The organism is Bradyrhizobium sp. B025, from assembly GCF_042257955.1.
Taxonomy (GTDB): domain Bacteria; phylum Pseudomonadota; class Alphaproteobacteria; order Rhizobiales; family Xanthobacteraceae; genus Bradyrhizobium; species Bradyrhizobium diazoefficiens.
This window is the reverse complement of the sequence record NZ_CP170150.1, coordinates 1,764,421-1,791,133: the sequence shown is the minus strand read 5'-3', so window position 1 is coordinate 1,791,133 and position 26,713 is coordinate 1,764,421. Positions and strand designations below refer to the sequence as shown.

The 26,713-nt window shown below is 64.7% G+C and carries 23 protein-coding genes; 10 read left to right on the top strand and 13 right to left on the bottom strand.

Going from position 1 to position 26,713, the window contains the following annotated elements:
• Positions 1 to 47: 47 nt before the first annotated feature.
• Positions 48 to 977 carry a LysR family transcriptional regulator gene (locus ACE10W_RS08300; RefSeq protein WP_028174284.1) on the top strand — a complete coding sequence of 310 codons (930 nt, stop codon included), beginning with the start codon at positions 48 to 50 and terminating at the stop codon, positions 975 to 977.
• Positions 978 to 1,003: 26 nt separating this feature from the next.
• Here ACE10W_RS08300 and ACE10W_RS08295 read toward each other — a convergent pair whose 3' ends face one another.
• The gene (locus ACE10W_RS08295; protein ID WP_011085119.1) at positions 1,004 to 1,492 is read right to left on the bottom strand and encodes a MarR family winged helix-turn-helix transcriptional regulator; all 489 of its coding nucleotides are present in this window, start codon (positions 1,490 to 1,492) and stop codon (positions 1,004 to 1,006) included.
• 120 nt (positions 1,493 to 1,612) lie between these two features.
• Here ACE10W_RS08295 and ACE10W_RS08290 point away from each other — a divergent pair, with 120 nt between their 5' ends.
• The 5 genes from ACE10W_RS08290 to ACE10W_RS08270 all read left to right on the top strand — a co-directional run bounded on the left by ACE10W_RS08290 (position 1,613) and on the right by ACE10W_RS08270 (position 7,045).
• The gene (locus tag ACE10W_RS08290; protein WP_011085118.1) at positions 1,613 to 2,155 is read left to right on the top strand and encodes a VOC family protein; all 543 of its coding nucleotides are present in this window, start codon (positions 1,613 to 1,615) and stop codon (positions 2,153 to 2,155) included.
• A 28-nt stretch (positions 2,156 to 2,183) separates the two neighbouring features.
• Positions 2,184 to 3,821 (top strand): FAD-dependent oxidoreductase, encoded by a 1,638-nt coding sequence (locus ACE10W_RS08285; RefSeq protein WP_304551054.1) that lies wholly within the window; start codon positions 2,184 to 2,186, stop codon positions 3,819 to 3,821.
• Entirely contained in the window at positions 3,818 to 4,012 is a 195-nt protein-coding gene (locus tag ACE10W_RS08280; protein ID WP_011085116.1) for a DUF2783 domain-containing protein, read from the top strand. Before ACE10W_RS08285 ends, ACE10W_RS08280 begins: the two co-directional genes overlap by 4 nt.
• A gap of 183 nt (positions 4,013 to 4,195) precedes the next feature.
• Entirely contained in the window at positions 4,196 to 5,500 is a 1,305-nt protein-coding gene (gene pncB, locus ACE10W_RS08275) for a nicotinate phosphoribosyltransferase (RefSeq protein WP_060910765.1), read from the top strand.
• A gap of 237 nt (positions 5,501 to 5,737) precedes the next feature.
• Positions 5,738 to 7,045 carry a GGDEF domain-containing protein gene (locus ACE10W_RS08270; protein WP_304551052.1) on the top strand — a complete coding sequence of 436 codons (1,308 nt, stop codon included), beginning with the start codon at positions 5,738 to 5,740 and terminating at the stop codon, positions 7,043 to 7,045.
• Between the two features lie 11 nt (positions 7,046 to 7,056).
• Here ACE10W_RS08270 and ACE10W_RS08265 read toward each other — a convergent pair whose 3' ends face one another.
• A complete protein-coding gene (locus ACE10W_RS08265) occupies positions 7,057 to 7,680 on the bottom strand; it encodes a TetR/AcrR family transcriptional regulator (protein ID WP_304553703.1) in 624 nt (207 codons plus the stop codon).
• Between the two features lie 51 nt (positions 7,681 to 7,731).
• On the opposite strand from ACE10W_RS08265, the gene ACE10W_RS08260 reads away from it, so the two are divergent.
• The 3 genes from ACE10W_RS08260 (at position 7,732) to ACE10W_RS08250 (ending at position 12,438) form a co-directional block, all read left to right on the top strand.
• On the top strand, positions 7,732 to 7,998 hold the full coding sequence (locus ACE10W_RS08260) for a hypothetical protein (protein WP_369525316.1): 267 nt from the start codon (positions 7,732 to 7,734) through the stop codon (positions 7,996 to 7,998).
• 355 nt (positions 7,999 to 8,353) lie between these two features.
• The gene (locus tag ACE10W_RS08255; RefSeq protein WP_304551051.1) at positions 8,354 to 11,758 is read left to right on the top strand and encodes an acyl-[ACP]--phospholipid O-acyltransferase; all 3,405 of its coding nucleotides are present in this window, start codon (positions 8,354 to 8,356) and stop codon (positions 11,756 to 11,758) included.
• 5 nt (positions 11,759 to 11,763) lie between these two features.
• The gene (locus ACE10W_RS08250) at positions 11,764 to 12,438 is read left to right on the top strand and encodes an alpha/beta fold hydrolase (RefSeq protein ID WP_060910761.1); all 675 of its coding nucleotides are present in this window, start codon (positions 11,764 to 11,766) and stop codon (positions 12,436 to 12,438) included.
• Between the two features lie 4 nt (positions 12,439 to 12,442).
• On the opposite strand, the gene tcuB is transcribed toward ACE10W_RS08250, so the two are convergent.
• The 3 genes from tcuB to tcuA are packed head-to-tail and all read right to left on the bottom strand — an operon-like array spanning position 12,443 to position 15,998.
• The gene (gene tcuB, locus ACE10W_RS08245) at positions 12,443 to 13,543 is read right to left on the bottom strand and encodes a tricarballylate utilization 4Fe-4S protein TcuB (protein WP_060910760.1); all 1,101 of its coding nucleotides are present in this window, start codon (positions 13,541 to 13,543) and stop codon (positions 12,443 to 12,445) included.
• Between the two features lie 4 nt (positions 13,544 to 13,547).
• The gene (locus ACE10W_RS08240) at positions 13,548 to 14,576 is read right to left on the bottom strand and encodes an esterase (RefSeq protein WP_060912939.1); all 1,029 of its coding nucleotides are present in this window, start codon (positions 14,574 to 14,576) and stop codon (positions 13,548 to 13,550) included.
• A gap of 30 nt (positions 14,577 to 14,606) precedes the next feature.
• Positions 14,607 to 15,998 carry an FAD-dependent tricarballylate dehydrogenase TcuA gene (gene tcuA / locus ACE10W_RS08235; protein ID WP_028174273.1) on the bottom strand — a complete coding sequence of 464 codons (1,392 nt, stop codon included), beginning with the start codon at positions 15,996 to 15,998 and terminating at the stop codon, positions 14,607 to 14,609.
• A 156-nt stretch (positions 15,999 to 16,154) separates the two neighbouring features.
• Between tcuA and ACE10W_RS08230 the strand changes: the two genes are divergently transcribed.
• A complete protein-coding gene (locus tag ACE10W_RS08230; protein ID WP_304551047.1) occupies positions 16,155 to 16,835 on the top strand; it encodes a GntR family transcriptional regulator in 681 nt (226 codons plus the stop codon).
• Positions 16,836 to 16,845: 10 nt separating this feature from the next.
• Here ACE10W_RS08230 and ybaK read toward each other — a convergent pair whose 3' ends face one another.
• The 8 genes from ybaK to mobB all read right to left on the bottom strand — a co-directional run bounded on the left by ybaK (position 16,846) and on the right by mobB (position 26,631).
• A complete protein-coding gene (ybaK, locus tag ACE10W_RS08225) occupies positions 16,846 to 17,319 on the bottom strand; it encodes a Cys-tRNA(Pro) deacylase (protein WP_304551046.1) in 474 nt (157 codons plus the stop codon).
• Positions 17,320 to 17,558: 239 nt separating this feature from the next.
• The gene (fdhF, locus tag ACE10W_RS08220) at positions 17,559 to 20,327 is read right to left on the bottom strand and encodes a formate dehydrogenase subunit alpha (RefSeq protein WP_375762591.1); all 2,769 of its coding nucleotides are present in this window, start codon (positions 20,325 to 20,327) and stop codon (positions 17,559 to 17,561) included.
• On the bottom strand, positions 20,324 to 22,027 hold the full coding sequence (locus ACE10W_RS08215; RefSeq protein ID WP_028174269.1) for an NADH-ubiquinone oxidoreductase-F iron-sulfur binding region domain-containing protein: 1,704 nt from the start codon (positions 22,025 to 22,027) through the stop codon (positions 20,324 to 20,326). Before ACE10W_RS08215 ends, fdhF begins: the two co-directional genes overlap by 4 nt.
• A 154-nt stretch (positions 22,028 to 22,181) precedes the next feature.
• Positions 22,182 to 22,463, bottom strand: coding sequence for a hypothetical protein (locus tag ACE10W_RS08210; RefSeq protein WP_011085103.1), 282 nt, complete (start codon positions 22,461 to 22,463; stop codon positions 22,182 to 22,184).
• Positions 22,464 to 22,555: 92 nt separating this feature from the next.
• Positions 22,556 to 24,211 (bottom strand): OFA family MFS transporter, encoded by a 1,656-nt coding sequence (locus ACE10W_RS08205; RefSeq protein ID WP_161536175.1) that lies wholly within the window; start codon positions 24,209 to 24,211, stop codon positions 22,556 to 22,558.
• Positions 24,212 to 24,529: 318 nt separating this feature from the next.
• Positions 24,530 to 24,793 carry a sulfurtransferase TusA family protein gene (locus tag ACE10W_RS08200; RefSeq protein WP_028174267.1) on the bottom strand — a complete coding sequence of 88 codons (264 nt, stop codon included), beginning with the start codon at positions 24,791 to 24,793 and terminating at the stop codon, positions 24,530 to 24,532.
• A gap of 44 nt (positions 24,794 to 24,837) precedes the next feature.
• Positions 24,838 to 26,094: a gephyrin-like molybdotransferase Glp gene (gene glp, locus ACE10W_RS08195; RefSeq protein ID WP_304551042.1), complete on the bottom strand. Its 1,257-nt coding sequence runs from the start codon at positions 26,092 to 26,094 to the stop codon at positions 24,838 to 24,840.
• 9 nt (positions 26,095 to 26,103) lie between these two features.
• Positions 26,104 to 26,631, bottom strand: a complete 528-nt coding sequence (gene mobB, locus ACE10W_RS08190; protein ID WP_011085099.1) for a molybdopterin-guanine dinucleotide biosynthesis protein B — start codon at positions 26,629 to 26,631, stop codon at positions 26,104 to 26,106.
• Positions 26,632 to 26,713 lie beyond the last annotated feature (82 nt).

Genomic DNA, 26,713 nt, shown 5'->3' with positions numbered 1-26,713 from the left:
GAACGATAATGCCGCCACCTATTCTCAAGATAAATAGATCGATTATAATGAATTCCATGAAAAAAATCGATCATTTGGCCCTCGACGGCCATGCCCTCGAATTGTTCCTCGCCGTGCTGGAAGAAGGCTCGGTGACGGCGGCGGCAACGCGGCTCGGCCTGACGCAATCCGCCGTCAGCCACAGCTTGAACAAGCTGCGGCGGATCGCTGGAGATCCGCTGTTCGCCAAGTCCGGCCGCGGCATCGTCGCCACCGCGCACGCCCAGGCCCTCGCGGCGAAGGCGCGTGCGCTGATCGACGAGATGCGCAGCTTTGCCGGCGGCGTCAGCTTCGAGCCGGCGCAGGCCCAGCTCTCGCTGACGATCGCCGCCAACGATTTCCAGCGCGACCTGTTGCTGCCGCGCTTCTTCGGCCATGTCAGCGAACAGGTGAAGAGCCTGCACCTGCGGGTAATCCCCTCGCAGTCACCCTCACCCGCGATGCTGCGCGAGAACCGATGCGATCTCATGATCACGCCGCTGCCGCCGTCCGGCGTCGACATCGTGCAGAAGCGCGTGCTGAGCGACCACTACGTCTGTTACTTTGACCCGAAGGCACGTACCGCGCCCGCAGGTCGCAGCGCCTATCTCGCAGCGCGCCACATCACCGTGGTCTACACCGACAATGAGCGGCTCGACTTCGACCGCCGGCTGGCGGCCAACGGCTTCCACCGCGACATCGCCATCTCCGTGCCGAGCTTTTCAGGCGTGCCGTCGTTCCTGCGCGGCACGCAGATGCTCGCGAGCATGCCGAGCCTGCTCGCGTCCGGTGTCATGCAGGGCTTCGCACATGCCCGAATTCCGCTGGCCTCGGGCACTCGGACCCTGGCCGAGCTGCCGATGTTCATGGTCTGGCACCAGCGCTACCAGAAAGACCCGGCCCATCGCTGGATCAGGAACCAGCTCGAGACGGTAGCAGAGACCGCCGCAGGAGCATGAACGGCAGAATCGGGAACGTCCGAACTTCAGGTCAATTCCGCCGACAGCTTGCGCATCGCGCGGTCGAGAACCTCGACCTCCTCCGAAGTCAGCACGGCAAGCAGCCTCGTCTCCCGTTCCAGCGCGAACGGCACGATCTTGCGGAAAAGCGCGCGGCCTGCTGACGTCAGCGAAACGATCAGCTCGCGACGGTCATCAGAAGCATGTTTTCGGCTGACGATGCCGCGCGTCTCCAGTCCCTGGACGGCGCGGCTGACCTGCATCTTGTCGAGCGTGGTGAGCGGCCCGATTTCCTTGGTCGCAATCTGGGTCCGCGCGCCAAGAATGGCAAGCACACGCCATTCCTGACGCGTCAGCGCAAAGCGTTCCGAATAGACTTCGGCCACGGCCAGCGACACCTGTTCGGCCAGACGCGCCAGCCGATACGGAAAATACTGCTGCAGATCGAGCTCGGTGCCGGCATCCTGCGCCGGACCCGCTGCCCTATTTCGTGCTTCGCGCAAACGTCCCGCCATGCCGCTCAGTCCCTGGCTTGCATTCCTCCAAAAGTTTTCCGGGCAGATTGATCCAGATCAACCCAGGAGATTGTAACATTTGATACTAATTCCGCAACCATCAAAGGGAGTGACGCCGCCATGAAAATCGAGAAGATCCATCACGTCGCCTATCGCTGCGTCGACGCCAAGGCAACCGTCGAGTTCTACAAGAAGGTCTTGAACATGGATCTTCTCGGCGCGATCGCCGAGGATCGCGTGCCTTCCACCAAGGCACCCGATCCGTACATGCACATTTTCCTCGATGCAGGGAACGGCAACATCCTCGCCTTCTTCGAGCTGCCGAACTCGCCGCCCATGGGCCGCGATCCCAACACGCCGGAATGGACCCAGCACATCGCCTTTCAGGTCAAGGACCTCGCCGAGCTCGAGGAAGCCCGGGCGCGCGCGGAAGCTGCCGGCCTCGACGTCGTCGGCGTCACCGACCACACCATCTTCAAGTCCATCTACTTTCGCGATCCGAGCGGCCACCGCCTCGAGATCGCAGCCTGGACCGCCACGCCGGACCAGATCGACCGCATGAAATCGGTCGCGCACGAGATGGTCGAGGAATGGTCACGCACCAAGCGTCCGCCACGTCATAACGCCTGGATGCACGAGAAAGAGTTTCAGGACGCGCATTGAATTCGGCACGACTCGCGAGGAACCGGACATGACGAACTACATCTATCCGAAGTTCGGCTATTTGCGCTCGAAAGAACAGGCCGAGGGCATCGTCAAACGGCACCCGATCGTCGTCATCGGCGCAGGTCCCGTTGGGCTCACCGCGGCCCTCGATTGCGCGGCGCGCGGCCAGCCGGTTGTTTTGCTCGACGACAACGATACCGTCAGCATCGGCTCACGCGCCGTCTGCTATGCCAAGCGCCCGCTGGAGATCTGGAACCGGCTCGACTGCGCCGATCCCATGGTCGAACGCGGCGTGAGCTGGAACGTCGGCAAGGTATTCTTTCGCGACGAGCTTTCCTACCAGTTCGACCTCCTGCCCGAGAGCGACCACGAGTGGCCCGCCATGATCAACCTCCAGCAATATCATTTGGAGGAGATTCTGGTCGCCAGGTGCCGCGCCAGCCCACTCATCGATCTACGCTGGAAGCACCGGCTGATCAGCCTCAAGCAGGCGGCCGATCATGCCGAGCTCGCGGTGGAGACGCCCGATGGCATCTTCACTATGGAGGCGCAGTGGGTGATCGCCTGCGACGGCGCCAATTCCGATACGCGCAAGATGGTAGGCGCCGAATTCAAGGGGCAGTACTTTGAGGACCGCTTCCTGATCGCCGACGTCGCCATGAAGGCGGATTTCCCGACCGAGCGTTGGTTCTGGTTCGATCCGCCGTTCCATCCCGCGCAGTCCGTGCTCCTGCACCGGCAGGCCGACGACATATGGCGCATCGACTTCCAGCTCGGCTGGGACGCAGATCCCGACGAGGAGAAGCGGCCGGAGCGGGTCATCCCGCGCATCAAGGCGATGCTGGGCGAGGATACGGAGTTCGAGCTCGAATGGGTCTCGATCTATCAGTTCGCCTGTCGGCGGATCGACGAGTTCCGCCACGGCAGGGTGCTGTTTGCCGGCGATGCTGCACACCAGGTCTCACCGTTCGGTGCCCGCGGCGCCAACACCGGCGTGCAGGACATCGACAATCTCGCCTGGAAGCTCGCTATGGTATTGCGTGGAGAGGCGCCGGAGGCGCTCCTCGACAGCTATCACGACGAACGCGCATACGCCGCCGATGACAACATCCTGAACTCGACGCGAGCGACCGACTTCATCACACCAAAAACCAAGGTAAGCCGCCATTTCCGCGACGCCGTGCTCGAACTCGCGCAGCATCACGGCTTTGCGCGCCCACTGGTCAACAGCGGCCGGCTGTCGACACCGACACCTTACGTTACCTCGCCCCTCAATACCTTGGACGACAGCCTGCTCGACGGCGAGATGCGGCCCGGCACCAACGCTGCGGACGCTCCGGTGACGATTGGCGGCAAGCCCGACTGGTTTCTCAACTGCCTTGGCGCGGGCTTCGTCGTCGTGACATTCGACCAAGCGGTGGACAACGAGCGGATCGAGGTCGGGCCAATCGCGGCACGGGTCATCCGTGTCGGGCGTGACATTGATGATCCCAGGGGTGTTCTGGCGAGTCGCTACGGCACGTCGACTGGCACCACATACCTCTTCCGGCCCGACCAATATGTCGCCGCGCGCTGGGCTGGCTTCGACGAAGGAAAGATCTCCGCGGCGCTGTTGCGCGCTACTGCTCAAGACGCCGTACGGCAGAAGGAGATTGCGGCATGATGCTCAACCGCTCACCGAATATCGCCGATCCAGACGGATTCTATGCCGAACTGATCGGCAGCCAGCGGGATTTGAACGAAGAGCAAGCGCTGCGCATGAACGCTCGGCTGATCCTGCTGCTCGCCAATCACATCGGCGACCGCGACGTGCTCGCGGAGGCAATCAGCTGCGCGCGCAGCGGCCGCGGATAGGCGCGTCTTCGCACCGCCCTCGATATCAGGATGCTCGGCGTCGTTGCCGGATCAGGCCGAAGCCATCTTCCGGTACGGGCCGGCGGTGACGGGAGGCAGCCTTCCAACAGGCCTTTCCCAAATTCAGGCCGCCCTTCGCCAAACCCACTGGTTGCGCGCGGACCGCCACGCTAGAATTCGGCCATGACAGTGACCGATATTGCGAGCCGGACCTACAATCACAGCTGGCGGCTGGATCCCATCATCCGCAGCCTGCTCGATACCGACTTCTATAAGCTATTGATGTTACAGATGATTCGGGATGACTACCCGAATCAGCAGGTGACCTTCTCGGTCATCAACCGCTCGCGCCATGTGCGGCTCGCCGAGATCATCGACGAGGGCGAGCTGCGCGCCCAGCTCGACCACGCCCGCACCATCCGCTTCACCAAGAAGGAGCTGATCTGGCTCGCCGGTAACACCTTCTACGGCAAGACCCATATGTTCTCGGCGGATTTCATCCGCTGGCTGGCCGAATTCCGCCTGCCCGAATACGAGCTGCGCAAGGTCGAGGGGCAGTACGAATTGCACTTCCACGGGCCGTGGACCCACACCACGATGTGGGAGATTCCGGCCCTCGCGATTCTCAACGAGCTACGCTCGCGCGCGGCGATCAAGGGCCGCGGCCGCTTCGAGCTCGACGTGCTCTACGCCCGCGCCAAGGCCAAGCTGTGGACCAAGGTCGAGCGGCTGCGCAAGCTCGAGAACCTGAGGCTCTCCGACTTCGGCACCCGCCGGCGTCACGGCTTTCTCTGGCAGCGCTGGTGCGTCGAGGCGGTGAAGGAAGGCCTGGGCTCCTCCTTCATCGGCACCTCCAACGTGCTGCTCGCGATGGACAACGACCTCGAGGCCATCGGCACCAACGCGCACGAGCTGCCGATGGTCGCGGCCGGGCTCGCCAAGGACGACGAGGAGTTGCGCTGGGCGCCCTATCGCATTCTCGACCAGTGGCGTCAGACCTACGGCGGCAACCTCCTGATCGCACTGCCCGACGCCTTCGGTACGAAAGCGTTCCTGCGCGATGCGCCGGAATGGGTCGCCGACTGGACCGGCTTCCGCCCCGACAGCGCGCCGCCAATCCAGGCCGGCGAGGAGATCATCGCCTGGTGGGAGAAGAAGGGCCGCAACCCCAGGGACAAGCTGCTCGTCTTTTCCGACGCGATGGACGTCGGCTCGATCGAGGAGACCTATCACCACTTCACCGGCCGCGTGCGGCTCTCTTTCGGCTGGGGCACCAACCTCACCAACGACTTCGTCGGCTGCGCCCCGGACGGCTCGTTCAATCTCGATCCGATCTCGCTGGTCTGCAAGGTGTCGTCGGTCGACGGCCATCCGGCGGTCAAGCTCTCCGACAATCCGGAGAAGGCAACCGGCCTCCCCTCGGAGATCGAGCGTTACCTGCGCGTGTTCGGCGACGTCGGCCGCGTGCGCAAGCCGGTGCTGGTCTAGCAATTCTCTCGATCGGGTAAACCGCACGCCACGAATGCGCGGCATTGGTTCGCCAATACCGCGCCAGTTCCGCTTCCTCAGTATTTGAAGCGATCTGCGCGCATCCACGTCACGACGCCTTCACCCTACGGCGCAGTCCCCCGCGTCTTTCAGGTCGAGTTAAGCAACCATCCCTTCTACTTGACGTTGCAGGCGCAACGCTCCGCTGGGGTCGTTGATCGATTTGGGGAACTAAGGGTGTTTCGCAGGACATCGGCGTCGACGAAGGGACACAGCTTCCTTCATGTCATCAAGCTCGTCTCGCCTTTCGTGATGGTCGTCGTGCTTCAGGCGGCGATTGCGGGATTCAGCCTCGAGGTGATGTCATCGGTCCGCGCCTATGTCGCGGGCGAAGCGCTGTGGTCGCGCTCGCAGAAGAACGCCGTCTATTTCCTCAATAGCTATTTGCATTCGGGCGAACCGAGCCAGTTCGCGCAATACCAGGCCTCGCTCGCCGTTCCGATCGGCGACGAGTTCGCACGCTGGGCGCTCGAGCGAGATCCCGTCGACGTCGAAGCCGCCCGCATCGGCTTCCTGCAAGGCGGCAACCATCCCGATGACGTTCCGGGATTGATCTGGCTGTTTCGCTATTTCAACCGCGTCAGCTTCCTCCAGGAAGCGATCCGCGAGTGGGCGGCCACCGATCCGATGCTGCTGGAGCTGAGCGTGTTCGGCGAGGTCATCCGGTCCGAGCTGGAGAAGGGCCCTGTTCAGGACAGCGGCCGCCTGCGATTCCTGTCGTCGCGGCTCTCTGAGCTCAACACCCAGTTCACGGTGCATGCCAACCGCTTCTCCACCGTCCTCGGCGAAGGCTCCCGCGCGATCAAATTGACGCTGACCAGCATCAACATCCTCACCGCCGTGACGCTGATCCTGCTGCTGATCTGGCACACGCGGCGATTGGTGCTGCAACGACAGGCGTTCGAGGATGCCCTGCATGCCGAGAAGGAGCGCCTGGCCTGGCAGGCGTCGCACGACTGGCTGACGGGCCTTGCCAACCGCCGCGCCTTCGAGGCGCGCCTGCAAGGCGAGCTCGACAATATCGCGGCAGGCTCGCTGGGCCTGATCCTGCTCGACCTCGACCAGTTCAAGAACGTCAACGACAGCTGCGGCCATCTTGCGGGCGACCGCCTGCTCTGCCAGGTCTCGCGCCTCCTGCAACAGGACCGGCGCCCGCATGATCTGGTGGCCCGGCTCGGCGGCGACGAATTCGGCCTGATCCTGCCGCGGTGCTCGCCGTTCGACGCAACGGACATCGCCGAACGGCTGCGACGAGCGCTCGAGCTGTTCAGCTTCGCCTGGGACGATCGCTGCTTTGCAGTGACCGCCAGCATCGGCATCACCTGCATCACCGACCGCGACACCACGCTCGAGGACGCGATGCGGCGCGCGGATGCCGCCTGCTATCGCGCCAAGGAAAAGGGACGCAATCGGGTTCAGGTCGACGGTGTGCGGGCCGACGTCGTCCTCGTTGCAGCACGGCCACGCGATGCGGCCCGCGCTTGAGGCCGCCCGCCCTATCGGCGCAAAGGCAGAATCCCGAGGCCCGCAAGGTGCGCGTCGAGGAACTGCTCCACCTGCTGGCGCAGCAACTGGGGCGGCACGGCCACCATGCGCTCCTCGAGACCGAGTGAGATGATGCCGTGCACCGCGGAGAACAGGGTGCGCGACAACAGCGCGATCTTCACGTCATCCGCTTCCGGCAGCAGCCGCACCAGCGGCGGGTGCATCAGCGCGAAGGCGTCCATCACCATCTGAAGGATGTCGTCCGGATAGGGGCGATCGTCCTCCATCCGATGCTCGAACAGCGAACGCAGCAAATTGGCGTGCTCCGCAAAGAATTCGAGATAGGCCTCGGCAAGCCCGTAGAGCTGGCGGACCGGATCCTCGGCCGGAACCCCGGCAAGCCGCGATGTGAGCGCCTGAACGGTCTCCCGATTGACGGTCAGGATCACCCCGTCGAAGTCGCCGAACTCGTTATAGACGCTGCCGACCGAGCAGCCGGCGGCTTCGGCGACGTCACGAACCTTCAATGATCTCAAACCCTTAGAAGAAATTCTGGTGCGGGCGATCTCCAGGATCAGGAGCCGTCGCCGAATTTTTTTTTGGTCGCGCAGCGATTCTTCTTGAACATTGTTCATTTTCAAGCTACTCATGTGAACATTGTTCAAATTAACCCGGAGACCTGCAAAATGCAAACCCTCGCTGTTGATATTGCCACCACCTTCGTCGACGACGCCGCAGCCCTCGTGACCGGGCTCGGCCGGGCCATCCTCAAGCGCGCGGTGGCGCCGATCGATCGCATCGCCAATGCCTGCGACATTGCCGGCGTGCTCGCTGAGCGTCGCGCGACCTTCCGGATGTGGCGCGCCAACCGTGGCCGCACCCGTCGCGAAGGCCGCAGGTTCAGCCTGCTTGGTCGCTTCTCCCCCTTTCGCCACCTCGCTCACCTCACCTGAGGCACCCGCCGCGAAGCGGTTCGAATGCAAGAAAAGGCCGCAATGAAGGACTTACCATTTTCCGACATTCGCGGCCGATGTCGCGGGCCTTACCGGTGCGGTTCAGTTTTTGCTCACGGCCCGTCGCATATCCGGGTCAGCGCGGCCCTTCCGTCCAAAGCCGACGCGGCCGCAACCGGAAATTTGCGAACCTAACGAGACCATTTGGAGACCAACAGGATCGGAGGGATCGAGGGGACAGAGCAGGCCGACGACCATCGTCACTCTGCAATCGTTCGTCCCATTCCCTTCCGGTCGTGACGCTTTCACCGCCCACGAAGCAACCTCAGGCTGCCTTTCCAAAACAGGACTAGTCATGATCAGGGAATTGATGTCGTCACGCCGCTTCGCGCCGCTGTTCTGGGCGCAGTTCTTCTCGGCGCTCAATGACAACGTGCTCAAGAACGCACTCGTCATCATCCTGCTTTACAGTGCCGCGACCGGCCACGGCGACGCGCTGGTGACGGTGGCAGGCGCCGTCTTCATCTTCCCCTATTTCATCCTGTCCGGGCTCGGCGGACAGCTCGCCGACAAATACGTCAAATCCGTCGTCGCAAGGCGGCTCAAATTCACCGAGATCTTCGCCGCGGGCTTTGCCGCCGCCGGCTTCTTCCTGCACTCGGTGCCGCTGCTGTTCGCAGCGCTCGCGCTGTTCGGCATCATCGCCGCCCTGTTCGGCCCCGTGAAATATTCCATGCTGCCGGACCAGCTCGAGCTCGGCGAGCTCGCGACCGGCAATGCGCTGGTCGAAGGCGCGACCTTCATGGCCATCCTGCTCGGCACCGTCGCCGGCGGCCAGTTCGTGGCCGGCTCCGCCCATATGGGCTGGGTCGCATCCGCCGTGGTGGTGCTGGCTCTGCTGTCCTGGGCTTTCGCTTCCCGCATTCCGCAGACCACGCCCTCCGCGCCCGATCTGCCCGTCGATGCCAATCCCTGGACCTCGACTCTCGGCTTACTGAAGACGCTGCACGCCGACCACCGTCTGTGGGACGGCACCGTGATCGTCTCCTGGTTCTGGCTGGTCGGCGCCATCGTGCTGTCGCTGCTGCCGGCGCTGGTCAAGGAGGTCGTCGGCGGCACCGAAGGCGTGGTGACGCTGTGTCTTGCGATCTTCGCGATCGGCATCGCCATCGGCTCGCTGTTCGCGGCGCAACTGAGCCACGTTCGCCCGAACCTCGCCCTGGTGCCGATCGGCGCCATCATCATGGGGTTTGCCGGCCTCGATCTCGCCTGGGCCATCGGCGTGACCACCAAGGGTCACGACATCACCGCGCTCGACTTCGCAACCTCGTTCGCGGGCCTGCGCATGCTGATCGACTTCGTCGCCTTCGCATTCGGCGGCGGCCTGTTCGTCGTCCCCTCCTTCGCCGCAGTCCAGGCCTGGTCGGTCCCCTCCGAGCGCGCCCGCATCATCGCGGCCGGCAATGTGCTACAGGCTGCCTTCATGGTGGTCGGCTCGCTGTTCGTCGCGCTGCTGCAGGCCGCAGGCCTCCATGTCGGCTGGATCTTCTTCGGCCTTGGCGTCGCCAGCTTCGGCGCGGTGTGGTTCGTGCTGACGAAATGGGGCAAGGAAGGCGTGCGCGATTTCGGCGGGTTGCTGTTCCGCGCACTGTTCCGCACCGAGATCCGCGGCCTCGAGAACCTGCCGCCATCCGGCACGCGCATGCTGATCGCGCCGAACCATGTCAGCCTGATCGACGGCCCGCTGCTGCACGCCGTGCTGCCGATCGACGCGAGTTTCGCGGTCGATACCGGCATCGCCAAGGCCTGGTGGGCCAAGCCGTTCCTGCGGGTGGTGAAGCATTACACCATGGACCCCACCAAGCCGCTGGCCGCGCGCGACCTGATCAAGCTGGTTGCCGCCGGCGAGCCGGTGGTCATCTTCCCGGAAGGACGCATCACCGTCTCCGGCTCGCTGATGAAGGTTTATGATGGCACCGCGATGATCGCCGACAAGGCCGACGCCGTGGTCGTGCCGGTTCGCATCGAAGGCGCGCAGCGCTCGCATCTCAGCTATCTCAACAGCAGCCAGATCAAGCGCTCGTGGTTTCCGCGGGTGACGGTCACGATCCTGCCGCCGGTCAAGCTGCCGGTCGACCCGGCGCTGAAGGGCAAGGCGCGCCGCAATGCCGCCGGCGCCGCACTCCAGGACGTGATGATCGACGCTCTGGTCAAGAACGCCATGCTCGATCACTCGCTGTTCGAAGCGCTCGGACACGCCTATCGCGACCGCGACACCGGCAAGGTCATCGTCGAGGACGCGCTCGGCACCAAGCTGACCTATCGCAAGCTGATCCTGGGCGCGCAGGTCCTGAGCCGGAAGCTGGAAGACGGCACCGCCGTCGGCGAGAATGTCGGCGTGCTGCTGCCGAACTCCGCGGGCGTCGCCGTCGTCTTCATGGCCCTGCAGAACATCGGCCGCGTGCCGGCGATGCTCAACTTCTCGGCCGGTCCGGTCAACGTCCTCGCCGCCATGAAGGCCGCGCAGGTCAAGACCGTACTGACTTCGAAAGCCTTCATCGAGAAGGGCAAGCTCGACAAACTGATGGCCGCGATCTCCGCGGAGGCCCGAATTGTCTATCTCGAAGACGTCCGCGCCTCGATCGGTGTGGCCGACAAGATCAAGGGCCTGCTCGCAGGCACCGCGCCGCGTGTCGCACGCCAGGCGAACGATCCGGCCGTCGTGCTGTTCACGTCGGGTTCGGAAGGCACGCCCAAGGGCGTCGTGCTGTCCCACCGCAACATCCTCGCCAACGCGGCGCAGGCGCTGGCGCGGGTCGACGCCAACGCCAATGACAAGGTGTTCAACGTCCTGCCGGTGTTCCACTCCTTCGGGCTGACAGGCGGAATGATGATGCCGCTGCTCGCGGGCATTCCGATCTACATGTACCCGTCCCCGCTGCACTATAGGATCGTGCCCGAGCTGATCTACCAGACCGGCGCCACCATCCTGTTCGGCACCGACACGTTCCTCACCGGCTACGCGCGCTCGGCGCATGCTTACGACTTCCGCACCCTGCGTCTCGTGATCGCCGGCGCCGAAGCGGTCAAGGATCGCACGCGGCAGGTGTTCATGGAGCGCTACGGCATCCGCATCCTCGAGGGCTATGGCGTCACCGAGACGGCGCCGGTACTGGCGATGAACACACCGATGGCCAACCGTCCCGGCACCGTCGGCCGCCTGTCGCCGCTGATGGAAAGCCGCCTCGATCCGGTCCCCGGCATCGAGGACGGCGGCCGCCTCTCCGTGCGCGGACCGAACGTGATGCTCGGTTACCTCAGGGCCGAAAATCCCGGCGTGCTCGAAGTGCTCGCGGAAGGCTGGCATGACACCGGCGACATCGTCGCAATCGACCCGGCCGGCTTCATCACCATCAAGGGCCGCGCCAAGCGCTTTGCCAAGATCGCAGGCGAGATGGTCTCGCTGTCCGCGGTCGAAAGCATCGCGGCGACGCTGTGGCCGCAGGCCGGCTCGGTCGCCGTGTCGATCCCCGACCAGCGCAAGGGCGAGCGCATCGTGCTGCTGACGACGGAGAAGACCGCCGAGCGCAGCGCGATGCAGGGCCAGGCCAAGGCGATCGGCGCGTCCGAGCTGACCGTGCCCGCCGCGATCATGGTGGTCGACAAGGTGCCGCTGCTCGGCACCGGCAAGACCGACTATGTCACGGCAACGACGATGGCCCGCGAGCAGGCGTCCTCGCCGGAGCGCGAGGTGGCGTAAGCCAGATGCGCGAGGCGCCTCAATCAGGCGGCACGCGATGTCCGGGAGTGGTTCTGCTTCATGGCATCGCGCGCACCTCGGCATCCCTGACGAAACTGGAGCGGGCGCTCCGGGCGAGCGGGTTCACGACGCTTAACATCGACTATTCCAGCCGCAGCAAGCCGATCGCGGCCATCGTAGACGACATTCATCCGGCGATCGCCCGTTTCGCCGAAGTTGAGGCGCCGCTGCATTTCGTCGCACATTCGATGGGCGGCCTCGTCGCGCGCGCCTACATCGCAAGACACCGCCCCGCCCGGCTTGCCCGCGTCGTGATGCTGGGCACGCCGAACAGCGGCAGCGAGGTCGCTGATCTCCTGCAGGGATTGCTGCCCTACCGCGCATTCTACGGGCCAGCCGGCCTCGAGCTGACCACCACGCCCGCAACCGCACCGAATGCCCTCCCCGCCATCGACTATCCGGTCGGTGTGATCGCCGGAAACCGCTTCATCGATCCCGTCGCCGGTCTCTTCGTTCTGCCGAAGCCCAATGACGGACGGGTGTCGGTGCAGAGCACGATGCTTGCCGGCATGACCGACCATGTCGTCGTGAAGGCGTCCCACACCGGGCTGCCGCGTCACGCCGCCGCGATCGCGCAGACGATCGCTTTTCTACGCAACGGCCATTTTCGGCCGAGGTAACGGGTCACGGCGCCGTCCGCCGTTCCTGTGCATAGCGAACCAGCGCCGCGAAGCGATAGATGCCGTGCACGAACTTGCCGTAGGGCATGGTGATGAACAGCGCAAACACGGCGCCGAGATGCAGCGCCAACAACGGCCCCATGGCCGCGGTCTCGCGCAGGAGCAGAAGCAGCATGCCGGTGAGACCGGTCAGGAACAGCATGGCGATGAAGCCGACATCCATGCCGTAGCTGTTCTCGTCCAGCAGTTCCGGCGCCCTGCGCAATTTCGCGACGTACAGGCCGATCGGCCCGACGATGAGGCCGATGCCGCCGAGCGCGCCGAGCACGACGGGCAGATCCCACCACGGATACGGCGCCTCGCGTCCGAGGAGATAGTGATACAGCGTGGCGACGGACGTCGCGGCAAAGCACAGCAGGAAGCCGTAGAACGTCAGGTGATGATAGAGCTTGCGCCGGTCGGTCGGCTTGTCGTCCTCGTTGTAGCAGCCAACGCCGCCACCATGGAGATAGCGCAGCTCGCCGGCATCGCGGATCGCCTGGACAATCGAGCCGCCGTCGGCGCGGCCGCCGATCGGCGTGCCGATATCGCGCCAGAAGGCACGCACGCTCATGACAAGCGCAAGGATGGCATAGAGGAATGCAGCGCTGAACAACGCAGCCATCGCGTTGTGCGGCATCAGTTTGTAGAACGCGCCCGGCCCGGTATGGACACCGAACAGCACGCTGCGATCGTTCAGCGCAGCAAAGCCGAAGATAAAGGCGGCCATGCTGAGCGCAGCGACGATGCTGATCACGAGACCATTGCGCGCGAAGGCGCCGGACAGCGCCCGCGGCCAGGCGTAGGCCGCATAAGACTCCGCGCGCGCGACCGCGAGCGTCTTCGGGACGTTGACGTCGAATTCGTGCGGCGGCGAGAACTGGCAATCGACGTAGCAGGCGCCACAGGAATGGCAGAGGTTGGCGAGATAATTGAGATCGCCGTCGGAGAAGGCGCGGCGCATTTCCATGGCGGGAAATACCGCGCAAAGACCCTCGCAGTAGCGGCAGGAATTGCAGACCGTCATCAGGCGGTCGGCTTCGTCCAGAATTTGGGTTCCGTGCATGGCTCTACTTCGTCAGGCCTTTGCCCTCGAGCCATTTCTGGATCAGGGCCGCGACCTCGAGGTTGTTCTTGTCCATCATCACCATATGCGAATTGCCCTTGATGCCGGCCTGTGGGAGGTCGACGATGTAGACGCTGCCCCCGGCCGCCTTGATGGCGTCCGCAAAGGCGATGCCGTTGGCGCGGATCTTGGGCCAGCGCGAATCGCGCTCGATATAGTCGCCGTAGATGATGAGGGTCGGAATGTTCTTCAGCACATCCGCCCTCGCGGGATCACCGATGCCAGCCGGCTCGATCGCAATCAGCGCCTTGACCTTGTCAGGCCGGGCTTGCGCGACCTTGAAGCCGAAGCTGCCGGCCTGGCTGTGGAACAGGATCACCGAGGGGCCGACGCGATCGAGCTCGGCGATATAGGCGGCGATGGCCGCATCATCAGTCGTGGTCCAGCGCGGTACGTTCTGCTTGACGAAATTCTCGTAGCCCTCGACGGGAAACTGGTTGCCCGGCAGCACCTTTCGCTTGGCGGGATCGGGATCGTAGGAGTTTGGTCCATCGCCGATGCGGAAACGCTCGAACGGATTGGCCGTGGTGAGGAAGACCGGCTCGCTCTTGAAGATATCGGGGTATTGCGCCCAGCCCGCGCGTCCGCGCTCCACCGCGTCGGAATTGTAGACTGCCCATCCCTTGCGCAGAAAATAATTCAGCCAGCCTTCGCGTCCGTCAGGCGTGGTTTCGTAGGTGACGCCGGTCAGTCCGCCGCCATGCCACATCAGCAGCGGATAGGCCCCCTTCTCGTTTGCCGGCAGGAAATATTGCACGTACATCTGCTCGACCTGATAGGTGCCGTTGGGATCGACCTTGGCCGGCACGCCGCCGGGCGCGAACACGACCTCCTTCACCGGCTTGCCGGAGATTTCGACAAGGCGCCCGCCGACATGGAACGACCCCATGTCGCGCAGGGTGATCGGCTCGGCGGCGCGGGCGTGGCCGGCGATCAGCAGCGCCGTGATCGAGGCAATGACAATGCGCGACATGGTTTCTCCCATCACCTTTCTTCTTGGTCCCTAGTTCTTCGCATGACGTGCCGCTTCCCGCCCTGCGATCCGCCCGAACACGCTGCCGATGGTCATGCCAATGCCCGCCGCATAGCCCTTGCCGAGCACGTTGCCGGCCATGATCTCGCCGGCCGCGAACATGTTCGCCGACGGCTTGCCGTCAGCCATCAGCATCCGCGCTTCCTTGGTCACGCGCGTGCCGAGATAGGTGAAGGTGATGCCGGGCCGCACCGGATAGGCGAGATAGGGCGGCGTCTCGATCCGCCGCGCCCAATGCGTCTTCTGCGGCGTGATGCCCTCCGTGCGGCAGTCGTCCAGGATGGTGTGGTCGAACGTGCCGGGCCTCACCGCGGCGTTGAACTCGGTGATGGTCTTTTCCAGCGCGGCCGGATCGAGCTCGAGCTTGCTGGCAAGCTCCGCGACCGTCTGCCCGGCGATCGGCGGGAACAGCGTCGGCATGAACGAGGTAACGACGGTGGAATCGAAGATGATATAGGCAATCTGATCGGGCTGCGCCGCGACCAGCCGGCCCCAGATCGCATAGCGCTTCGGCCAGATGTCCTCGCCCTCGTCATAGAAGCGCTGGGCGTGCTTGTTGACGACGATGCCGAACACGACCGAGTCATGACGCGTGATGATGCCGCCGTCGAATTTCGGCGCGCGGGCGTCGATCGCCACCGCGTGGCACTGGGTGGGATCGCCGACCTCCTGCACGCCCTTGTCGAGCAGCATTTTCAGGATCGAGCCGCGGTTATAGGGCGTGCCGCGGATCAGGAAGTTGTCAGCCGCCTCGCCCCAATACTGCTTCAGCCATTCGATGTTGGCCTCGAACCCGCCGGCCGCGGCGACCAGCGACGTCGCGCGGATCTCGGTCTCGCCCTTGATCGGCCGCTTGAGGCGGGCGGCCAGGAACATGCCGTCCTCGATCACCAGGTCCGTGACCTCGGCATCGTATTCGACATCGACGCCGAGCCGCTCGGCGGTGAGGTAGAGCGCATTCAGCATCGCGCGGCCGCCGCCGAGAAAGAAGGAGTTGGTGCGGCCGAGGCTCAGCGTGCCGCCGAGCGAGGGCTGCCAGCGCACGCCCTGCTCCACGATCCAGTTCAGGATGTCCTTGGACTCCCGGATCATGTGGCGCGCAAGTTCCTCGTCGGTCTGCCCGCCGGTGACCAGCAGCAGATCCTTCCAGAATTCCTCCTCGGTGTAGGGGCCGGTGAGGATTTCGGTGGCAGCGTCATGGGCGCAGCGCATGTTGCGGGTGTGGCGGGTGTTGCCGCCGCGATAGAATTTTGGCGCGCCTTCAAGCACGAGCACCGAGGCGCCGCCACGACGCGCCGCGATCGCCGCACACAGCGCCGCGTTGCCGCCTCCGATCACCAGCACGTCGTATTTGCTGCTCATGCCGTCCGCCCGATGCGACGAAGTTGGAGACATTCTGCCCGCCGGCGGCCTCGGTCAACCGCTCCGCCATTGCGTACCTTTGTATACAAAGATATACAGAAGCTGCGCAAGCCGCATCTCTGCATGGGCAGGATGCGCTTTTTGCTTCGAGGATGCATGACGAGACGCCCGGCAAAGGCAGGATCGATCGCGCGCGGCGCGGGCGTCGCGTTGGGCGAAGCGGTGTTCCGCTCCCTCTGCGAGGCGCTCCAGGCCGGCAGCTACCGCGCGGGCGACCGCCTGCGCGAGGAGGAAGTGGCGCAGCGGCTGAAGGTCAGTCGCACGCCGGTTCGCGAAGCGCTGGGCCGCCTCGCCGCACGCGGCTTCGTCGAGCCCGCCGGCGGCCGCGGCCTGATCGTCCGCAACCTCGATATCTCCGAGGTGCTCGAGCTCTACGCCATGCGCGAGATCATGGAAGGCGCCGCCGCGCGCCTCGCCGCCGAGCACGCCTCGGCGACCGAAATCGACGCGCTCCGGGACATCGAGCAGACCTTCGTCGAGGCGTCCGCGACCGACGCCATCGAGATGGCGCGGCTCAACCGCGCCTTCCACGAGGCGATCTGCCGCGCCGCGCGCAACCGCTATCTCGACAACGCCTCCCGCGAACTACAGGACTGGATCGCCCTGCTCGGCCCGACCACATTCACGGTGACGGGACGTCCCTCGACCAGCCACGGCGAGCACCAGGCCATCATCGACGCCATCGCCGCGCGCGACGGCGACAGGGCCGAACTGCTTGCGCGCGCACACATCCGCGAGGCGCTGCGCTGCCGGCTGAAATTGTTGCAGAAGCAGTAGAGCGCTGCGCTCACGCCAGCACATCCGCGGCGACCGCCTTCGAGACATCCCGGACGTCGGCGGGCTTGAGCCGCACCTGCAAGCCGCGCTGGCCGCCATTGAGATAGACGTAGTCATGCGCGAGCGCGCTCTGCTCGATCACCGTGCGCACGGGCTTGCGCTGCCCGAACGGGCTGATGCCGCCGACCTTGAAGCCAGTGACGCGCTCGGCTTCCGGCGGCTTCATCATCTGCGCCGACTTGCCGCCCACGGCAGCGGCGAGCTTCTTCATCGAGACCTCCTGGTCGGACGGCACGATCACGCAGACCGGCTTGCCGTCGACGAGCGCCATCAGCGTCTTCAACACGCGCGCCGGATTCTCACCGAGGGCCGACGCCGCCTGGAGCCCGATGCTCTCGGCATCGGGATCATAGTCGTAAGCGTGGACGGTGAAGGCTACATCGGCGGCCGCGAGCGCGCGTGTGGCGGGAGTGACTTTGGACATGGGTCACATTTACCACCGTCATTGCTGGGAGCGAAGCGACGAGTACGGCGCAAACTCTCCCCGGGTCGTCCTGGCGAAAGCCAGGACCCATTACCCCAGGGAGCGGTTTGGCGAAGACTTGTCGTTCGGAATTGCCACCGTCCGCGCTCGATAGATTCCGCGGTATGGGTCCTGGCTTTCGCCAGGACGACATCGGAGTGTTGGGTGGATATCGCGCCGCCCAACGAACGCCGCCGCCCTTACTCCGCGGCGTCCCGCATCTCCACGCGTTCGGCTCTGGCCGCACAGAACTTAAATTCCGGGATCTTGCCGAACGGATCGAGCGCCGGGTTAGTCAGGAGGTTCGCCGCTGCCTCCGCGTAGCAGAACGGCATGAACACCATGTTCTCCGGAACGTCGCGGTCGGAGCGGACCTTGACCTCGACGGCGCCCCGGCGGGTCTCCAGGCGAATGAAATCGCCAGGCGCGAGCTGCTTCTTGTGCATGTCCTTCGGGCTCATGAAGGCGACCGCCTCCGGCTCGATCTGGTCGAGCACCTGGGCGCGGCGGGTCATCGAGCCGGTGTGCCAATGCTCCAGCACGCGGCCGGTCGAGAGCACCATCGGATATTCGGCGTCGGGCAATTCATCCGGCGGGATGACCTTCGCGGGCACGATCTTGCCGCGGCCGCTCGCGGTCGGGAAGCCCGTGGTGAAGATGATTTCGTTGCCCGGCTTGTTCGGATCGTCCGCCGGATAGGTGACGGCACCTTCGCGCACCAGCCGTTCCCAGCTGATGTTCTTGAGCGACGGCATGAGCTCTGCCATCTCGGTGTAGACATCGCCGGCGCCGGCGTAATTCCACGGCAGGCCCATGCGCTTGCCGATCTCCTGGATGATCCAGAGATCCTGCCGCGCATCGCCCGGCGGCTTGATCACCTGGCGCGCGAGCTGCACGCGGCGATCGGTGTTGGTGAAGGAGCCCTCCTTCTCGGCGAAGGCCGAGGCCGGCAGGATCACGTCGGCGTGGAACGCGGTCTCGGTCACGAAGAGGTCCTGCACCACAAGATGGTCGAGCATGGCGAGCGCGTGGCGCGCGTGCTGGAGATCGGGGTCCGACATCGCGGGGTTTTCGCCCTCGATATACATGCCCTTGATCTCGCCGGCATCGATCGCGTTCATGATCTCGACCACCGTGAGGCCGCGAACGGGATCGAGATCCTGCTGCCACAGCTTCTCGAAGGCCCCGCGCAAGTCGTCGCGACCGACCGGCTGGTAATCCGGCAGGAACATCGGGATCAGGCCGGCATCGGATGCGCCCTGCACGTTGTTCTGGCCGCGCAGCGGATGCAGACCGGTGCCGGGGCGGCCGACCTGGCCGGTGATCAGCGCGAGCGCGATCAGGCAGCGCGCATTGTCGGTGCCGTGGACGTGCTGGCTGATGCCCATGCCCCAGAAGATGATCGACGATTTTGCCCGCGCATAGGTGCGTGCAACCTCACGCAGCGTTTGCGCCGGGACGCCGCAGATCGCCTCCATCTTCTCCGGCGTGAATTCCTTGATCTTCTCCTTGAGGTCCTCAAAACCCTCGGTGTAGCCGGCGATGTACTGGTCGTCGGTCAGGCCTTCAGTGATGATCGTGTTGATCATCGCGTTCAGCATGGCGACGTCGGAGCCGGGCTTGAACTGCAGATGCTTGGTCGCATGGCGCGACAGCGTCTGCCGGCGCGGGTCCATCACGAACAGCTTGGCGCCGTTCTGCTTGACCGCGTTCTTGATGAAGGTCGCGGCGACCGGATGGTTCACGGTCGGGTTGGCGCCGATCACGATGATGACCTCGGCGTCCATCGCCGCGGAGAACGGCGCCGACACGGCGCCCGAGCTGAGACCTTCGAACAGCGCCGCCACCGACGAGGCGTGGCACAGCCGGGTGCAGTGGTCGACATTGTTGGAGCCGAAACCGGTGCGCACCAGCTTCTGGAACAGATAGGCCTCTTCGTTCGAGCCCTTGGCCGAGCCGAAGCCGGCGAGCGCCTTCGCGCCGTTCGTGTCGCGGATCTTGACGAGCCCCTTGGCGGCGATGTCGAGCGCCTCTTCCCAGCTCGCTTCGCGGAAATGGGTGAAGGGATTGGCCGGATCGACCTGGTCGTTGGCATCCTTCTTCGCATTAGGCAGCCGCACCAGCGGCTTGGTCAGGCGGTGCGGATGGTGGATGTAGTCGAAGCCGAAGCGGCCCTTCACACAGAGACGGTTGTGATTGGCGGGGCCATCACGGCCCTCGGCATAGATCACCTTCTCGTCCTTGACCTCGTACGTGACCTGACAGCCGACGCCGCAGAACGGGCAGAGCGAATCCACCTTCTTGTCCGCGTAAGTCACGCGGGTCTGGTTCTCGTCGAGCATCACGGCCGGCATCAACGCGCCGGTCGGGCAGGCCTGCACGCATTCGCCGCAGGCAACGCAGGTGGACTCGCCCATGGGATCGTCGAAGTCGAACACGATCTTCGAGCCATGGCTGCGGTAGGCCATGCCGATGACGTCGTTGACCTGGACCTCGCGGCAGGCGCGCACGCACAGGCCGCACTGGATGCAGGCATCGAGATTGACGCGCATCGCCGGATGGCTCGCGTCGGTCGCCCAGCGCTCGGCAGCGGGAAAGCGGCTCTCGGTGACGCCGGTGGTCTCGGCCCAGTGCCAGAACTTCGAGTCCGGATCGTGCGAGGTTTCGCGCGCCGGCTGGTCGGCGACGAGCAGCTCCATCACCATCTTCTGCGCGGAAACCGCACGCGCGGACTCGGTCTTCACCTTCATGCCGACCGACGGCGTGCGCTTGCACGATGCGGCGAGCACGCGCTCGCCCTCGATCTCGACCATGCAGGCGCGGCAATTGCCGTCGGGACGATAGTCGGGCGCCGGCGAGTAGCAGAGATGCGGGATCTCGCGGCCCTGGCGTTTTGCGACTTGCCAGATGGTCTCGCCGGGACTGGCCTCGACCTGCTTGCCGTCGAGCTCGAACGTAATCTTCGTCATTCGGCCGCTTCCTTGAACTCGTCAGGGAAATATTTGATCACGGTGGTAAGCGGATTCGATGCCGCCTGCCCGAGCCCGCAGATCGAGGCATCGCGCATCGCCTGGCTCAATTCTTCCAGCAACGCGCGGTTCCAGACTGGCTTCTGCATCAGCAGCGCCGCCTTCTGGGTTCCAACGCGGCACGGCGTGCACTGGCCGCAGCTCTCGTCCTCGAAGAATTTCATCAGGTTCAGGGCCGCTGCTCGCACGCTGTCCTTCTGCGACAGGATCACGATCGCGGCCGAGCCGATGAAGCAGCCGTATTTCTCCAGCGTGCCGAAATCGAGCGGGATGTCGTCCATCGACGCCGGCAGGATGCCGCCCGAGGCGCCACCCGGAAGATAAGCGTAGAAGGTGTGGCCGTCGGCCATGCCGCCGCAATATTCGTCGATCAACTCGCGCACGGTGATGCCTGACGGCGCGAGCTTCATGCCGGGATTCTTCACGCGGCCGGAGACCGAGAAGCTGCGCAGGCCATGACGCTCGTGGCGGCCGTGGCCCTTCCACCAGTCGGCGCCCTTCTCGACGATGTCGCGCACCCACCACAGCGTCTCGACGTTGTTGATCAGCGTCGGCAGTCCGAACAGGCCGACCTGGAACGGATAAGGCGGCTTGTGCCGGGGCAGGCCGCGCTTGCCCTCGATGCTCTCGAGCAGCGAAGATTCCTCGCCGCAGATGTAGGCGCCGGCGCCGCGGCGCATGTGCAACGTCGGGCCGCCCGGCGGCAGCTTTGCGATCTCGCGCTCCAGGATCTCGCGTGCGGCCGGATATTCGTCGCGGATGTAGATGTAGACGTCGGACGCCTCAACGATATGCGCACCGATCAGGGTGCCCTCGAGGAAGCGATGCGGGTCGTTGTTGAGGTAGACGCGGTCCTTGAAGGTGCCCGGCTCGCCCTCGTCGCCGTTGACCGCCATCAGCCGCGGGCCGGGCTCGCCAAGCACCGCGCGCCATTTGCGTCCCGTCGGGAAGCCCGCGCCGCCGAGACCACGCAGGCTGGAATCCTCGAGAAGCCTGAGGATATCGTCCTTGCTGACCGCCCCGGAGCGCAGCCGCTCCAGCAGCTTGTATCCGCCGTCCTTCACATAGGCGTCGTAGTCGACATAAGCAGGAATGTGCGCGTGAACGTCGCCGCGCGCTGCCGTGGCCAGCACCTCGGCGGCCGTAGCCTGATGCACGAAATGATGGCCGACTTCCGCGACCGGGGCCGCGTCGCACAATCCGACACAGGGCGCGCGTACGACGCGAATACCGGGACCGGCGCTGCGCTGGAGATCCTGCAACAGCTGCCCACCGCCGAGCATCTCACAGGTCAACGAATCGCAGACGCGGATCGTCAGCGGCGCGATATCAGGCTCACCTTCCTTCACGATGTCGAAATGCGCGTAGAAAGTCGCGGTCTCGAACACCTCGGCGAAGGCGAGCTTCATCTCGTCGGCGAGGGCCGCAAGATGCGCCGCCGAGATCTGGTGATATTTGTCCTGGATCAGGTGGAGATATTCGATCAGGAGGTCGCGCCGCCGCGGGCGATCGCCGAGCAGCTGCTCGATCTCGTGTGCGGCGGTGGGATCGACCTGCCGCCCCTTGGGCGTGGCCTTGGCTCGCTTCCGCCCCTCGCCCGGATGTTCGAACGAGCGGACCTCGTGCACGTCATGGCTCATCGATGAGTCTCGTAAACCTTCTTTAAAACACGTCCAAGTCTAGCCGTTGGCATACCAGATGCCAAGAGAATTCATCCATTCCGATAAGCATTTAAGGGGCATGGGGCCAACACGCTCCACGCCCCTTGCCTCGAACTGTTGGTGGAACCCGACCTCAGGTCTTGTTCATGCACTCCTCGATGTAGAACCAGCGATCGTCGCCGGCGAGGCCCTTGGACTTCACGTCGGCGCGGCAGGCCTTGAGCTTCGGCTTGTTGGCGGACCACTTCGCCTTCATGTCCTTCAGCTTCTGCATGGTGAGTTTGATCTTGCCCGGCTTGGCCTCCGTCGTCGCGGCCGGTGCCGTGGTGGCAGGCGCCGCCGCGGTTTGCGCGGACGCGGCATGAAGGCCAGCGACCAGCAACACGGCCGCAAGGCAAATTCGGGTGCGAAGCATTTAAATCCCCTAAGTACCAGTCTTGATGATGTCTGAAAGGCGAACGCCGCGGGACACCGATGATGAGCATCCCGCGGCTGTCTTGATGGCGATCAGAATATCTTGACCGCGCTCTCCAGCGTCTTCCACACACCCCAGAGCAGGGGAATGCCGACGAAGGCCCAGAACAGCGCCGCCTTGGCGTCAAGCCCGCCAAACCCGATGCCGTAAGAGCCGTGCGGTCCGGCTGCGGCGGCGCTGGCGCTCGCCGCCTGCAACTTGGCGACATCGGCCTCCTTCATGTGCCACTTCGGATCGACCGGCTTGATCAGGTAGTTGCAGATCAGGCCCGCGATCAGCATCGCGCACAGGATGTACATGGTGGTGTTGTAGAGCTGATCGCGCGGCACGCCCGCCGCGAGCTGGAACTCGCGGATGTAGTTGACCACGACGGGGCCGATGATGCCCGCGGTGGACCATGCCGTCAGCAGCCGGCCGTGGATGGCGCCCACGAACTGCGTGCCGAACATGTCGGCGAGATAGGCCGGCACGGTCGCGAAGCCGCCGCCATACATCGACAGGATGATGCCGAAGCCGAGCACGAAGAGCAGCTTCGAGCCCATCGCCGCAAAGGTCGGCGCCAGCGCATAGAGCACGATGCCGAGGATGAAGAAGGTGTAGTAGGTGTTCTTGCGTCCGATCTTGTCCGACAGCGATGCCCAGAAGAAGCGGCCGCCGATGTTGAACAGCGACAGCAATCCGGCGAAGCCCGCGGCGATCGCGGCGATCTGCGCCTTCTGCCCGGCATCGAGCGCGTTGAAGCCGACGTCCGGCAGGCCGATCAGCTTGCCGGCGAAGATCTCCTGCAGCATGGGCGAGGCCATGCCGATCACGCCGATACCCGCCGACACGTTCAGGCAGAGCACCCACCAGATCAGCCAGAACTGCGGCGTCTTGTGTGCGTCATTGAGATGAACGTTGTTCTTCGAGATCATCGCGTTGGCCTTGGACGGCGGGGTCCAGCCTTCGGGCTGCCAGCCGGGCGGCGGCAAGCGATAACGGAACGCGCCGATCATCATGAACACGAAGTAGATGACGCCCATCGCGACGAAGGTCTCCCAGACGCCGACCGAAGTCGGGGTCTTGAAGTAGTTCATCAAGAGGTTCGCCAGCGGCGCGCCGATCATGGCGCCGCCGCCGAAGCCCATGATGGCCATGCCGGTCGCCATGCCGCGGCGGTCGGGGAACCACTTCACTAGCGTCGACACCGGCGAGATATAGCCAAGGCCGAGACCGATGCCGCCGATCACGCCCGAGCCCAGCCACATCAACCAGAGTTGGTGGGTGTAGATGCCGATCGCGCCGAGAAACAGGCCGCCGCACCAGCACAACGCGGCAACGAAGCCGGCCTTGCGCGGACCGACCCGCTCGAGCCAGCCGCCCCAGATCGCGGCCGAAACGCCGAGCAGCACGAAGAACAGCGTGTACATCCAGCCCAGGCTCGCGACTTTCCAGTCGCAGGTGGTGGAGAACAACTCCTGGAACAGCGAGATGTCGGGGCACGCCTTCGGCGCGTTCAACCCGATCGCGCGCGACAGTGGCAGCCAGAACACCGAGAAGCCGTAGGCCATGCCGATGCACAAATGGATGCACAGCGCCGCAGGCGGCACCAGCCAGCGATTGAAGCCGGCGGTCGCAATCGTCCGCTCACGATCAAGAAAGCCAGAGCCGGCGCCCGATATCGTTCCAGCGCTCTCAATAGTAGACATACAGTCCTCCCCTAGGCCGCCCTTCTGAGCAGCCTGCCGCTAAGATCCTGATCCTCAGCCATTCACGGTTCAGCCAGTTGTCCCCCGCTGCCCCGCATCATCATCCGGCGCGCGCCAGGATCGGTCACGCGCCTCCGAAAAGTTAACCCCTCGAGCGGGGCTCTATGCCCGATACCACGTGCAGGCTTCGTGTTTGGCCCGTTGATCCGCGTATCGCAGACAACACTCAACCTCCGCGCCCGCACGGATAAAGTCAATTTGGGCAGAAGCCATGATCGATGTCGATAGACAAAAGGTCGGTATCAACGCGGTAACGCGTCAGGAACGCAGCGCACCATTGGTGTTGCCTATCGGACCATTTGCCTTTTCTATCAAGAACACGATGCGCGCGTCGTTGCGCTCGGTGATCTCCACCGTGTCGCCGGTCTCGCGAATCAGATTCGGAATGTCGATCACCGACAGCGGATCGGTGCAGTACACCTCGAGCTGATCGCCCGGCTGTAACGGTTTGAGCGCCTTGCGTGTCTTCAGGGCGGGCAGCGGGCATTTCAGCCCGGTGAGATCGAGCGTGGTTCTGGTCATGGGCGCAACATGGCGGGACCGATCAATGGCGTCAACGCAACCGGTCAGAGCAGATCGGCATAGGACAGGAACCCCACGCTCTGCCCTGGCTCGACACGCGTGATGTCCTCGCCGAGCTCGACGAGGCCGTCGGTCTCGACCAGCGACGACAACAGCCCGGCGCCTTCGCGCGGGAACTTGATGGCCTCCAGCGCGCCATCCTGTCCCCTCCGCAACGAGACACGAACATATTCGCGGCGGCCGATCTTCTTCTTGTAGGTGAACGCCGCACGCACCGGGATCGGCAACAGCGGCTCCGGCAAACCACCCATCAGCGCCAGCACCGTCGGCCGCACCACATGGACGAAGGTGACGAAACTCGCGACGGGATTGCCGGGCAGGCCGATCAGCGGGGTGCCGCCGATGATGCCCATTGCCACGGGCCGGCCGGGCTTGATCGCCATCCGCCACAGCACCAGCGAGCCGATGCTCTCGACCGCCGCCTTGACGTGATCCTCCTCGCCGGTCGAGACGCCGCCGGTGGTGAGAATCAGGTCGTGGCTGCCTGCAACCTGCTTCAAGCCATTCGCGAGGGAAGTCCGCTCGTCACGCAGGATGCCGAGATCGCTGACCTCGCAGCCGAGCCGGCGCAGCATCGCCCTCAGCATGAAGCGATTGGAGTCGAACAGCTGCGAGGCGGCGCGCGGCTCGCCCGGCGACGCCAGCTCGTCACCGGTCGAGAACACCGCAACGCGGATGCGCCTGACGACGTCGACCCGCGTCAGGCCGAACGCCGCGGCGAGCGCGACATGCTGTGGCCGCAGCCGCTGGCCGGCGCGCAGCGCGACGTGCCCTTGAGGGATGTCCTCGCCCGCGGGCCGGACGTTTGCGCCCGGCTTCAGCCCCGGCGGCAGCACGATCCTGGCGGCGTCATCGATGCGGACATCCTCCTGCATGAAGACGGTCCCGGCATCCGGCGGCATCGGCGCACCCGTGAAGATGCGCGCGGTGTGGCCGGGCCTGATCGGCGCTTGAACAAGGCCGCCGGCCTGGATGCGGCCATCGAGCGGAAACGCCCGTTCCGCGCTGTCCGGAAGATCGGCGTCGCGCACGGCATAGCCGTCGACGGCGGAGTTGGTGAAGGGTGGCAGCGGCAGGGGCGCGGCGATGTCTCGGGCCAGCACGCGACCATCCGCATCGACCAGCGCCACGGTCTCGAGATCGGCAATCGCGTTGACGCGCGTCGTGATCAGGCCAACGGCCTCGTCGACCGACATCATCGGTCCGCCAAAGGCAAAGCAATCGTCAGACAGTTGCGCCATGGTGCCTCGTCAGCGCATAGCAGCGCTTTTCGCGACCGCTTCCTCGACCGGCATCGCCACACGCAACAGCAGCGACGCCGCGGCCGGGATATCGTCGAGATGGACGGTCGGCAGCCGGGTGTCAATCGGGGCGTCGGTCGCGATCCCGGCAATTCCGGGATCGTCGGGAAACAGCAACGGTTTGCCGTTGCCGGCACGATGGACTTCGATCTTGCGGTGCGGCTCGCGCTTGAAACCCTCGACCACGACGAGATCGACCGCGGAAAGCTTGCTCAGGAGTTCCGGCAGCCGCGGCTCCGCCGCGCCGCGCAACTCGTGCATCAGAGCCCAGCGATTTGACGAGGCAACCAGCACCTCGGCCGCGCCCGCCTCGCGATGGCGCCAGGAATCCTTGCCGGGCACGTCGACGTCGAACTGGTGATGCGCATGCTTGATGACGGAGACGCGCAGGCCTTGCGCGCTGAAATACGGGATCAGCCGCGTCAACAGCGTGGTCTTGCCCGCACCGCTCCAGCCCGCAAGGCCGATGACTTTCATAACCGATCCGTCTCCGCCAACGACACACCTGCCGATGGAACCGCCGGCCTCTCCCCGTCATTGCGAGCGTAGCGAAGCAATC